A 12,558-nucleotide genomic window follows, 5' to 3' on the forward strand; every position below is an offset into this window, starting at 1 on the left:
TATGGAAGAGATCACCCGGAGCGGCAGTACCGCTCCCTTAAGTTCTTATACAGAAGCGGTAGACTGGATCAACAGCCTGATTCCTTTCGGTATCCGGCCAGGGCTGGAGCGGATAGAGCTTCTGATGGAGAAGCTGGGTCATCCGCACCGCAAGCTCAAGTTCATTCACGTGGCGGGGACGAACGGCAAAGGCTCTACCTGTGCATTTCTGACCCGTGTACTGATTCAGAGCGGGTACACGGTGGGGACCTTTACGTCTCCTTATATCACGAAATTCACCAACCGTTTCCAGTACAACGGGATCGATATACCTGAAGAGACTTTGCTGGAACTCGTTAATAAACTTCGTCCGCTGGTTCAGGAGATCGCAGGCGGCGAACTGGGTTCGCCGACCATGTTCGAGGTGTCGACGGCACTGGCCATTCTCTATTATGGCGAAGTCTGTTATCCGGATGTAGTCGTATGGGAGACAGGTCTTGGGGGAAGGCTGGATGTAACGAATATTGTTACTCCGGTAGTGTCTGTAATCACGAATGTCGGACATGATCATACCGATGTACTCGGGGATACACTGGAGCTGATCGCCGGTGAGAAGGCCGGAATCATTAAGCCGGGCGTTCCTGCAGTCAGCTGCGTGAGCCAGCCGGAAGCCATTGCTGTATTGAAGGCTAAAGCGGCGTCTACCCGTTCTACTCTATATTTGGCTGGAGAAGATTTCAGCTATAGTGGCGTAGAGCTCAGGGACGGCCACCAGCATTTCACCTTCGTGGGTCCATTCCGCTCGCTTGAACTGGAAATCGCTATGAAAGGCGAACATCAGCTGGAGAATGCAGCGGGAGCTATGATGGTCCTTGAGGTGCTGCGGCAGTATATGGCCTTCATGCTGGAGGACGAGGATGTGCTGGAGGGATTCCGCGGTACATTCTGGGCCGGCAGGCTGGAGGAAGTAGGCACTTCGCCCAGAATTATTCTGGACGGAGCGCATAATCCGGAAGGTGCAGAGAGCCTGGCCAAGAGTCTTCCGCAGTTTGGGCCATACGGTAAATTAAATTTGCTCATGGGGATGCTGGCAAATAAGCATCACGAGTCGTATCTCAAGCATATACTGCCTATAGTGGATACGCTCATCCTGACCGAACCGGATTTCCGGAAGAAAATGGACGCGGAAGATCTGCAGGCCATCGCAGAAAGTCTGCGGAATAAATATGCCAAGGAAAACTTGGAAATCATAGTAGAACGTAATTGGGGCCAAGCGCTGCATCTGCTGCAGACGATCACAGCGGACGATGACCTTGCGGTCGTGTCCGGAACGCTGTATTTGATTTCTGATGTACGCAGTACGCTTTTACGGCAACCCGATTCTGAAAAAGGCTGGTGACGAACTGTTGGATACTACTGAACGTGTGCATTTTATAGGGATCGGCGGCTACGGTATGAGCGCGATTGCCCGGGTGATGCTGGAGATGGGATATACAGTTACGGGTTCTGACGTAGCTGCCCAAGAGTTAACGGAGAAATTGATTGCTAAGGGTGCCAAGGTCTACATCGGACATACGGCCGAACAGGTCAAAGGCGCGGATCTGGTCGTATATTCTACGGCGCTTGCGTCGGATAACGTAGAATGGGTAGAAGCGGAGCGTCTCAAAATACCGATTCTTCACCGTTCGCAGATGCTTGCCCGCCTGCTGAATGAGCGCAAGGGTGTAGCTGTTGCGGGTGCGCACGGCAAGACGACTACCTCGTCGATGATTGCTCTGGTTATGGAAGACTGTGGAGTGGACCCTACGTATATTATTGGCGGGGAGATCATGAACGTCGGTACGAATGCCAAGGCAGGACAAGGGGAATTCGTTGTAGCCGAAGCGGATGAGAGTGATGGCTCATTCCTGCAGTATCATCCTTGGCTGGGGATTGTAACGAATATTGAAGCCGACCATTTGGAGAACTACGGCGGTGATTTCGGCCAACTGAAGAAAGCTTATGTGCAGTTTATGAACCAGCTGCGTGAGGACGGAACGGCTATTGTGTGTGCGGATGATGAGAATGTGAAATCTCTGCTGCCTCAAGTAAAAGGTACGGTTATCACCTACGGAATTCATTCGGAGACTGCAGATTACACGGCGACCGACATCGTTCTGGGCGACCGCCAGGTGTCGTACACGATGAATCGCGGTACAGAGGTTTTGGGCCGTATTGAGCTTTCTATTCCGGGGCAGTACAATCTGTATAATTCAATGGCGGCGGTAATTTCCTGTCTGAAATCCGGCATTGCCTTTGAAGCGATCGCTGCAGCAATCGTGAAATTCCACGGTGCCAAGCGGCGCTTCCAGGTGCTGGGAGAGATCAACGAGATTCTCGTCATTGATGATTATGCGCATCATCCAACGGAGATTCAGGCTACCATTAGTGCTGCCAAGGCTACAGGCAAACGGATTATCGCCGTGTTCCAGCCGCAGCGCTACACGCGTACCTTCTTCCTGCTGGATGCGTTCAGCCGTGCGTTCAGCGAAGCGGATGAAGTGATTATTACCGATATCTACTCGCCTGCCGGAGAGAAACAGATCGAGGGAGTCACCTCTGCGAAGCTGGTAGAGCTGATTGTGCAGAACAGCAACGCCGGTGCACGGCATCTGCCGACGAAGGAAGCTGTGCTGGCTGACCTGCAGAACCGCATTGCTCCCGGTGATCTGGTGATTACAATGGGTGCGGGTGATATCTGGAAGGTCGGGTATGCTCTGGCGGATGATCTGAAGAATCGTTAATAGGATAGGTAGGTATTTTAACAGAAACGGTTTCCGTTCCTTGAATAAGGACAGCGAAGCCGTTTCTTCTTTTTATGTCTGGAGGCATCTGGCCCGTCTGGAAAATTAGAAGTGAAAATTAACCGCCATTTTGCCGATATAGCTTGTGAATGATATGTTCCTCCATAAAAGAGAAGGTATTCCCGTATATTTGGTGGTGTACTCATGAGCTTTCAGCTTGATATTAATACACTGTTGTACTTGTTCATCTTGGGAAACTTGTTTTCCGGTCTGCTGATTACCTTTTACCGCTACCATTTCGCCAAGGATACCGCCTCGGTCCTGTTTATTACTGCAAAGTGGCTTCAGGTCGTGTTCTGGGGCTCTATTCTGCTATGGGATTATATTCCCCATTGGATCGTCATACCTGTGAGCAATGCACTCATTCTGGCTGGAGGAGGTCTGGAAATTTCGGCCCTGCTGATGATGATGGGGATGATGGACCGTAAGGCGAAGCTCTATTATTGGGGGCTGGTTGTGGGCAGTGTTCTGAGCTTTTCTATCGTCGCGCTATTCTTCAACCATGCGAACCTGAGGGTGGCCACGACCTCGCTATGGGTAATGCTGTTTGTGATCTACCCTGGTTACCGTTTGACAGCGGGTAAAGAACGTTCTCCGCTCCAGCGAATAATGGGAAGCGTATTTTATACCATTGCTGCCGTGATGCTGTTGCGGTCCTTTGTCGCGCTGATTCTGGAGCCGGAGATGGGACCGCTGACAGGTAATCCGGCACAGTACTTGTATTACCTGGGGATGTTTTTGATGCTGATCGTGGGAATTGCAGCGTTCATCCTGCTCTCCAATGAGCATTCTTATGAGAAGCTGAAGCGCATAGCCGCTTATGACAGCCTTACCGGAATCCTTGGCCGCAGGGCTTTCCTGATAGAAGCTGAGCTGAAGCTGGCAATGGCAGCAAGAAAGCGTGAATACTGCTCAATGCTGCTGCTGGATCTGGACCATTTCAAAATAGTGAATGATACATATGGACATGACAAGGGCGATGTAGTACTCCAGGATTTCGCGCTTACCATTGAGAGCCAGCTGGGAATCGGTGACTTGTTCGGCCGGGTTGGCGGCGAAGAATTTGCCATTATGCTCTATGGGCAGGATGTGGAGAACAGCAGCCGCAAGGCGGAAGAACTGCGCCAAGCCGTCAAGGCAGCTTCGGGAGACAGTCTTGCCGGCGGGTATACCGTAAGCATCGGAATGATTACAATACTTCCTGAACAGCAGACCGCCTTGAATACTCTGTACAAGCTTAGTGACAGAGCCCTGTATCAGGCGAAGCAGGACGGACGGGACCGTGTGGTCAGAGCCGGGTAAAAGAATGGGATTATACACATCATACATATGACATCGATGAGCATGGGGGTGCGACGCTATGGTTGCCAGTTTGGATTTCAAGACACTGCTGGCGTGTCTCTTTTTTGGTAATTTCTTTACGGTTATGCTTACTCTGGCTTACCGGTCGCATTCTCCGAAAGATGGTACATCCCTGCTGTTCCTGACCGCCAAAATTCTGCAGCTGGTGATTATGATCCTTCTGTTGTTAAGGGAATATCGTGTATTTATGACTGTGCTCCCCTGCATTCTTCTCTTGAATCTGGCCGGAGGAACCGCAGAAATCTTCGCGCTGCTCAAGATGCTGGAGGACTATTCCGAACGGATAAAACGGATTTATTATACACTAACCGGATGTGCCGCGCTTGGTCTGCTTCTACAGTATCTGCTGTCTCCGGACGAGCCGCGGCTAATTGCGTCTGCCTCGCTTGCTGGGGCACTGCTGCTGAGTTATCCTGCGTATATACTATGCTGGAAAATGAAAAAAACACCGCTTCAGGAAATTATGGGCCTGCTATACGGAATTGTTATTCTCTCGATGCTCTGCTATGCAAGCAGACTGGTATATCTTCCGCCTGAGGGCTCACCCGTTGGTGAGTGGATTCAAGTCTTTTTCTATATTGGAATATACCTGCTGATGTTTCTCGGAACTGCCGGCTTCATGCTGCTCTCCAGGGAGCAGTCCTATGCGGAACTGGAGCGTGCAGCCACATACGATGAACTCACCGGCATCCTTAACCGCAGAGCATTCGTGCTGCGTGTCCGGCCTCTGATTGCTGCGGCTGCCAAGGAGATGGCGCCCTTCTCTTTCCTGCTGCTGGATGTGGACCATTTCAAACAGGTGAATGATACTTATGGCCATGATACAGGCGACAAGGTGCTGCGCGACTTTGCCCGCAGAATTGAGCGTCAGCTCGGCAACGGGGACCTGTTCGGACGGTTCGGCGGCGAAGAATTCGCTGTGCTGCTGCACCGGTCGGATGAGGAAGCCAGTGAGGAGGTGGCTGAGCGGCTGCGCCGGTCCGTGCTGGACGCCACCATTGATGGCATAACACTCTCTTATACCGTGAGCATCGGTCTGATTACGATTGTCTCGGGCGAGCGCGTCCCGCTCAATACTTTGTACAAGCTGAGCGATACCGCCCTGTACCAGGCGAAGCAGCGCGGACGCAATTGTGTGGTCCGTAGCCATGGCTATGCAGCGAGGGAGTTTGAAGCACATTCCTGAATGTGCAAGGGTTTCACGGGTTCAACCCGCTGTTACAACATTTTTGATTAGTTGTCATCTAAAATGCGTTTTATATAGAACAACATATCTAAGCAGCGCAGCGCTTCTCCTGTTATTGGAGCAGCGCTGTTTTGCGTCCGGGCTTCGTAAAATTACAGTTTTTTGAAATTATTTTTGCATTAGCCAAGAAACGACAAAACTTCTTAGAACTTTGGGGTAATATATGCTAGATACCTGGCATTGCCAGAGACAGATAGATAAATGGAGAGTAGGAGAAGAAGCCATGAGGGAAAAATTGCTGTTCATATCTGCAGAGAATCCATTTCCGCAGGATAGCGGTGGCAAGCTGAGAACGGGCAATATTCTGAATATTTTACTCGCCAAATACGATGTGGATCTCTTAACGTATTCAGGTTCCAAAGATACGGAGGCCATACCGTCCCTTACCGTGCATGAGGTGAAGCGCACAATGAATTACCGCAAGGCGATGCTTCGCTCCTTGTACAAATGGCGCAATTGCTCTTATATGAGCCATGTAGATGTGGATATGAAAGAGAAGATTACAGAGCTCTGCGGACAGCATGCATACAGCCATGTCTTTATTTCCCATAGTCTGCTCGGCTGCTGCATTGACATTGTGCGCCGTTCCCTGCCTGGCACAGTTATTATTACAGACGCGCATAACTTTGAGAGCGGATTATCTGCACAGCTTGCCCGCAGGAAGAGGGGGATCGCCAAACTCTTTTATTCCCTTAATGCGGTATGGACGCGCAGAGATGAGCTTAAGCTGATGGACAAGACCAATCTGCTGCTTACAACATCCGAACAGGATGGGCTGAGCTTTAAGGCACTTTCTTTTACAAATTCTATCAAGGTCCACGTAATCCCTAACTTCATCCGGATGGGCGATTATCGGACAAATACGCTTTTTCCGAAAGAGCCGTGGATTATCCTCCCGGGCAATATGAACTACTTCCCGAACATTAATGCAGCTACCTATTTCTACCGTCAGATCTATCCGCTCATCAAAGCCAAGATTCCGGGCATCAAATGGTATATCGTCGGCCGGGATGTGCATCCGGAAGTTGCTGCTCTGGCGGACCAGGACCCTTCCATCATCATCACCGGATATGTCGACAGTGTGGCGGACTATATACGGAAGGCGCAGGTTGTGATCGCCCCTCTGCAGGAGGGCAGCGGAACACGCCTGAAGATACTGGAGGCCTGGGCGCTCAAGACTCCTGTCGTTTCAACCACCAAAGGAGCAGAAGGGCTGCTGTATGAGCATTCCGCGAATATTATGATTGCCGATGATCCGGTTACGTTTGCCGAAAGCGTGACTCAATTACTTCAGGATCACGAAAAGGGAGTAGTGCTTGCGGACCGTGCCTACCAGACCCTGCTGGCTAACTATGAGGCGGAAAGTGTCCGGGAAAAGCTGCTAAGTCTTGTCTAATTGTAAGGGGAATACAAAAAAAAATTATTTCATCCCATAAATCGACAATCTTTTTCCGGGAACTGCGTTACTATTGATCTACATCTAAAGATTCATAAATGAAGGCTGGATGTAATCCGGCCTATTTTTCTTTGTATACAACAATAACCATTTACATAGAACCAAGGAGCTATAGCCATGAGAGAGAAAATGCTGTTCCTATCAGCCCAGAGTCGTTATCCCGAAGATTTAGAAGGAGAAATAAGAACAGAGAATTTTCTTGATATTCTGCTGGAGCGGTTTGATATTGATCTGCTCGAATATTGTCATTGCCGCCGTGAGCTGGCGGTAGAGCCTGGGCCTGCACTTACGGTGCACCAGGTGAAGAGGTCTTCTGCTTCACAGAGGTCACTGCTGCACCCGCTGAGCAAGCTGCGCTCACACTCTCCGCTGATCGGTAATGATAAGTCTTTGCGGTCTGAAATCACGGAGATGTGCCGCTTGAATACATACAGTCATGTGTTTATTTCCTATTATATGCTGAGTAATTGCCTGGATATTGTATCCTCATTGCTTCCGGAGGCAGTCATTATTACAGATGCCCACCGTTTCGGGAGCGGAATGCTGGAGAATAGGGCGGCCGGCAAACGCGGAATTAGCAAAAGCTATCATAAGCTGAATGCTGCACTGATCCGCCGGGAAGAGCGGAGATTAATGAACAAGACCAGTCTGCTGCTGACCGCTACAGAATGGGATGCCCTTTCCTTTAAGGCGTTATCCTTTGCGGATGCAGGCAAGGTTCATGTAATTCCGCCTTATATTGACCTGAAGGAGCCTGCTTATGCCTCCGGTGAGACAGTAAACAAAGAGAAATCCATTGTCCTTCATTGGAATATGAATACCAGCCAGGGCAAGAATGTGGCCTTATTGTTCTTAAAGAAGATATACCCTCTGGTCAAAGCCGAGGTGCCGGATTTCCGGTGTTATCTGATCAGTGAGGAAGTCCATCCGGAGGTTGCCGCCTTAGCCCTTAATGATGCTTCTATGGAAATTGTCAGGGAATATGAACATACAGCCGATTACATCCGGCGGGCCAGCGCTGTGGCAGCTTTTTTGCGCGAAGGCTGCGGGGGGCAGATTAAGATCCTGGAAGCCTGGGCGCTGCGGACGCCGGTCGTCTGCAGCCTGAGCGGTTCGGAGGAATTAATCTGTGAGACGGGACGGGATATTCTGCTCGCAGGCACGAGTGCAGTCTTTGCGGGCCAGCTGGTGAAGCTGCTGACAACGCCGGAGCTCGGCTACATTATTGCGGATCAGGCTTACCGGACACTGCTCAAGCACTACGCGGCGGAAGGGGTTAGGGAGAAAGTACTTAGTCTGGTATAAATATATTAATATAGCATATCTATCTCACCTCTATCATATGTTTCAGTATAGAACTGAAGATAGCGAGGTGTGAGCATTGAATAGCGGAAGAATGACATTCCGGTTTGATGAGGAGACGGCAGAACGTAAGGCAGAAATGGCAGACCGCCGTATAGTAAGAGAACCTGTTAGAACTCTGGAAGTTGAGGACAGGGAACAGCGTGAGGAGATCAGAGCGGCCCTCGATCTCCGTGCAGCTGAATACATCGTTGATCTGGAGCGGGTGGAAATCCCCCGTGCAGCTGAAGTATCTTATATGAAATCCTCTGGTCCGCGCCGCCGGAACTGGGATGATTCAGATGGAGAGTATGATACTGGACAGTATCCATATCTTCCAGACTCAAGAACACGCACAATTCCAGTTTATGCGGAGGTTTACAGGGACGATGATAATGCACCGCCAGGTGAGAACTACCCGCTGTTTGAGGATGAGCGGGGCGCTGAGCAGGAGCGGTTTGGGCAGTTCAGCACGCACGGGAATCTGTATGGAGGCTCCTACCATACCCGCCGCCCATCTTATTGGTGGAAGTTTGCTTTGTCAGTAGCGGGAGCATTAGGCACGGGAATCCTGCTCGGCTATGCAGCGCTGTCCTTCATCAGTGGCGGAGGGACGGGCACCGGGAATGGAAGCGGCAGTTCTGCTGTTCAGACGGGGGCCGTTCAGAGCCAGAATGATACTGGCGGTGGAGTGGAAGCAGATATCACCGGCGTGCCGGTTGAAGGAACCAGTGAGGCGGTCGCAGCGCATGTTCCGGTACAGATTGCGGCGCAAAGCTATTATCTGCTCCAATACGGCGTATTCAGCACACCGGCTGGTGCTGCGCAGGCTCAGCAGGAGCTGCTGGCCGCAGGGCTTGCCGCAGGTCTGGACCCGGCGGACGGCAACCGGGTGTACGCCGGGATGTCGCCTGAGCGTGAGCAGGCCAAGCTGCTCAGCAGCGGTCTGAAGAATCAGGGGATCGAGCTGTATGTAAGGGAAGTGGCCTTACCCGCTGTAGATCAGGTCAGCTTTAACGGAACGGCGGAAGTGGTGGACAGCTATTTTGCGGTCAGCAGCCAGTTGTTGAGTGAGCTGAGCGGCCTGTCTGCTTCGCTGCTGAGCGGTGCGGCCAGCAGTACCGACAGCTCAGCGGTAAGTGATCTTCATATGCAGTGGACCCAAGCCGTCAAGCAGCTGGAGTCGGGGCTGTCGACGGAAGGGAAGAATTTTGCCGCCGGGCTGGAGAAATCCATGAGCCGGGGAATATCCGCACTGAACGAGTACGGCAAGAATAAGGCAGAGGGCTTGCTCTGGGAAGTGCAGGAGGCTATGATGAGCTTTTTGACCGGCCAGAAAAGTCTGCTGTCTGCGATAAGCTGAACATCCACCCAATTGTATAAGGTGTTGCCCATCCCCCGTACCGGCTGTTTGCCGGACGGGGGATTGCTGTGTGGCTCGCCAGTATAGCTGCTTCATGATAAATCAGTTGCCTATTGTGCCGGAGTCGGATAATGTTAGTGGACCACACCCGGCGGAGACGGTGAAATCGGGCTTTATGCGGCAAGGCTGTGGTAAACATTCCCTGAACGGATTTTGCGTTTGTATTGAACTCCGTTTCACCGTATAATAATTAGGGTGTCAAAAAATGGCGAGGGAAGACCAAAATGAAGAAGAAAAATGTAGGAACACTGCTGTTATTTCTAATTCTGGGCTGGCTGGCCGGAGCCTGGATTGCCAAGCTGCTGGAACCTGTGCAAGCTCTGTCTTTTCTTACAACCTCGACTGTACTCAAGTGGTCGCCGCAAGCTGATTTGGACATCATAACCTATGACATCACTATCCATTTGAAATTGTGCCTGCTCAGTCTTGCCGGAATGATAACAGCTGTATGGCTGTACCGCAGACTGTAGCGTTCGCTGCCGGCATCTAGAAGGGACGTTTATTACAGTGGAGCATGACAACACGCGATACATTATTCTTGCTTCGGGTTCGCCGCGGCGGCGTGAACTGTTAGCCTCGCTTGGCCTGCCTTTCGAGGTTCTGGTCAGTGAAGCTGATGAGACTACGCCGCCGGAATGGACGCCTGAGACCATCGTGCGTAATCTGGCCGTGCGCAAAGCGGAGGCAGTAATCCCTGCAGCCGGAGACCGGGATGCTGTTATTGTCGGCAGCGACACGATTGTCGTGCTTGATGATAAGGTGCTCGGCAAGCCGGTGGACGAGCAGGACAGCGCTAAGATGCTGGCCATGCTGCAAGGAAGAACACATCAGGTATATACCGGGGTGGCCTGTATCGGTCTTGCAGAGGGTCGGACCCTGGTAGATCACAGGGTAACCTCTGTAACTATGAGAGCAATGAGCGAAGATGAAATCTGCGCCTACATCGCGACCGGGGAGCCTGCCGACAAAGCCGGCTCTTATGCAATACAAGGGCTTGGTGCCACCCTGGTGGACGAAATTGAAGGCTGTTATTTTAACGTGGTTGGTCTGCCGTTGTCGCTGCTAAGCGGCATGTTGTCCGGGTTCGGCATTTCTGTACTGAACCGGCAAGGATAGCGGAAGAAAGAGGGTTAGGGATGGAGTCGCAATCATTTATGCTGCGTGACCTCCCCCATGAAGAACGACCACGAGAGCGCATGATGCATTATGGGGCGGAATCATTAAGTCAGGCGGAGCTGCTGGCTATTCTGCTGCGCACAGGTGCGCAGAATGAATCGGCTATTCATATCGCCCAGCGGTTGCTGGGGATTACAGGCGGCCTCCGCGGGCTGGCGGACCTGAGCATTGAAGAACTGACAACAATCAAAGGCATTGGCCCTGCCAAGGCCGTGCAACTGAAAGCAGGCATAGAGCTGGGAAGACGCATGGCGAACTCCCGGCTTACAGAACCGGTTATCATCCGCAGTCCCCAGGACGCGGCGGAGATTCTGACCGAGCAGCTGCGTTATTTGCAGAAGGAGCATTTTATCTGCTTGTTTCTGAATACGAAGAATCATGTTATTGCGCAGGAAACATTGTCCATGGGCAGCCTTAACGCCTCCATTGTGCATCCCCGCGAGGTGTTCCGGGCAGCCATGAAATGCAGCAGCGCAGCTATTATATGCGCACATAATCATCCGAGCGGTGATCCGACACCGAGTCCTGAAGACATCTCCTTGACCTCAAGGCTGATGCAGGCAGGTGAAATCGTCGGCATCGACGTGCTGGATCACCTGGTTATTGGTGACAGCAGCTTTGTAAGTTTGAAAGAAAAAGGTTATATGTAATACAATTGTCTAGATCCACAAGGAAAAGGAGCATACAAGATGTTAGGTGGTTTTACGAAAGATTTAGGAATTGACTTGGGGACAGCGAATACGCTTGTCTACGTGCGCGGTAAAGGGATTGTTGTAAGAGAGCCTTCCGTGGTAGCCATTAACACTGATACTAAGACGATTGAAGCTGTAGGGGAGTCCGCCAAAAAAATGATCGGACGCACACCGGGCAACATTCGTGCCATTCGTCCGATGAAGGACGGGGTCATTGCCGATTTTGATACTACGGCAACAATGATTAAATATTTTATCCGCCAGGCACAGAAGCAGCGCTCGATGTTCCAGCGCCACCCGAATGTCATGGTCTGTGTACCATCCGGAATTACGGCTGTTGAACAACGCGCCGTTGAAGATGCAACGAAGCAGGCGGGAGCGCGTGAGGCCTATATCATTGAAGAGCCTTTTGCCGCTGCCATCGGAGCGGATCTCCCGGTATGGGAACCTACAGGAAGCATGGTTGTGGATATCGGCGGCGGAACTACCGAAGTGGCGGTCATCTCACTCGGCGGTATCGTAACAAGCCGTTCTGTCCGTGTAGCCGGCGATGAAGCGGATGAGTCCATCATCCAATATATCAAACGCCAGTATAATCTCATGATCGGGGAACGCACTTCGGAGCAGCTGAAGATGGATGTGGGTTCTGCTCTGCCGCTCGAGAAAGCCGAAACGATGGAAATCCGCGGCCGCGATCTGGTAACGGGACTTCCGAAGACGCTGACTATTACCTCTGATGAGATCTGTGAAGCGTTGTCGGATACAGTGAACGCTATTGTTGAAGCTGTAAAAGTAACGCTGGAGAAATGTCCGCCTGAGCTTGCTGCCGATATTATGGACCGCGGTATTGTGCTTACAGGCGGCGGTGCGCTTTTGCGTAACCTGGACAAGCTGCTGGCCCGTGAGACCGGAATGCCGGTTATCGTTGCCGAGAATCCGCTGGACTGTGTAGCTATTGGTACCGGCAAGGCACTCGAGAATATTCATTTGTTCAAGAGCCGCAGCAGTTCGAGTCTCCGTTCCAAACGCTAAGACAATTC

At 51.5% G+C, this 12,558-nt stretch carries 11 protein-coding genes; all 11 read left to right on the plus strand.

The genetic code is table 11. The annotated features are described in order from the left end of the window. Position 1 precedes the first annotated feature (1 nt). The 11 genes from MKX70_RS12735 (at position 2) to MKX70_RS12785 (ending at position 12,550) form a co-directional block, all read left to right on the plus strand. Positions 2 to 1,378 (plus strand): bifunctional folylpolyglutamate synthase/dihydrofolate synthase, encoded by a 1,377-nt coding sequence (locus tag MKX70_RS12735; RefSeq protein WP_042238870.1) that lies wholly within the window; start codon positions 2 to 4, stop codon positions 1,376 to 1,378. Positions 1,379 to 1,385: 7 nt separating this feature from the next. Then, positions 1,386 to 2,762, plus strand: coding sequence for a UDP-N-acetylmuramate--L-alanine ligase (gene murC, locus MKX70_RS12740; RefSeq protein WP_042238869.1), 1,377 nt, complete (start codon positions 1,386 to 1,388; stop codon positions 2,760 to 2,762). A gap of 204 nt (positions 2,763 to 2,966) precedes the next feature. Continuing rightward, positions 2,967 to 4,124, plus strand: a complete 1,158-nt coding sequence (locus tag MKX70_RS12745; protein WP_042238867.1) for a GGDEF domain-containing protein — start codon at positions 2,967 to 2,969, stop codon at positions 4,122 to 4,124. A 58-nt stretch (positions 4,125 to 4,182) separates the two neighbouring features. Then, positions 4,183 to 5,370 (plus strand): GGDEF domain-containing protein, encoded by a 1,188-nt coding sequence (locus MKX70_RS12750; RefSeq protein ID WP_052416698.1) that lies wholly within the window; start codon positions 4,183 to 4,185, stop codon positions 5,368 to 5,370. 283 nt (positions 5,371 to 5,653) lie between these two features. Further along, positions 5,654 to 6,826, plus strand: a complete 1,173-nt coding sequence (locus MKX70_RS12755; protein WP_340783205.1) for a glycosyltransferase family 4 protein — start codon at positions 5,654 to 5,656, stop codon at positions 6,824 to 6,826. Between the two features lie 177 nt (positions 6,827 to 7,003). Beyond that, positions 7,004 to 8,191 carry a glycosyltransferase gene (locus MKX70_RS12760; RefSeq protein ID WP_340783207.1) on the plus strand — a complete coding sequence of 396 codons (1,188 nt, stop codon included), beginning with the start codon at positions 7,004 to 7,006 and terminating at the stop codon, positions 8,189 to 8,191. Positions 8,192 to 8,267: 76 nt separating this feature from the next. Next, positions 8,268 to 9,590, plus strand: coding sequence for a hypothetical protein (locus MKX70_RS12765; RefSeq protein WP_197072983.1), 1,323 nt, complete (start codon positions 8,268 to 8,270; stop codon positions 9,588 to 9,590). A 284-nt stretch (positions 9,591 to 9,874) separates the two neighbouring features. Then, entirely contained in the window at positions 9,875 to 10,120 is a 246-nt protein-coding gene (locus MKX70_RS12770; protein ID WP_042238860.1) for a DUF4321 domain-containing protein, read from the plus strand. A 37-nt stretch (positions 10,121 to 10,157) separates the two neighbouring features. Next, complete coding sequence (locus tag MKX70_RS12775; protein ID WP_340783210.1) at positions 10,158 to 10,766, plus strand: Maf family protein; 609 nt, start codon at positions 10,158 to 10,160, stop codon at positions 10,764 to 10,766. A 20-nt stretch (positions 10,767 to 10,786) separates the two neighbouring features. Further along, positions 10,787 to 11,476 (plus strand): RadC family protein, encoded by a 690-nt coding sequence (gene radC, locus MKX70_RS12780; protein ID WP_042238855.1) that lies wholly within the window; start codon positions 10,787 to 10,789, stop codon positions 11,474 to 11,476. 39 nt (positions 11,477 to 11,515) lie between these two features. Further along, entirely contained in the window at positions 11,516 to 12,550 is a 1,035-nt protein-coding gene (locus tag MKX70_RS12785; RefSeq protein WP_039300524.1) for a rod shape-determining protein, read from the plus strand. The last annotated feature ends 8 nt before the right edge of the window (positions 12,551 to 12,558 follow it).

This window comes from Paenibacillus sp. FSL R7-0312 (assembly GCF_038004445.1).
Classification (GTDB): Bacteria; Bacillota; Bacilli; order Paenibacillales; family Paenibacillaceae; genus Paenibacillus_AQ.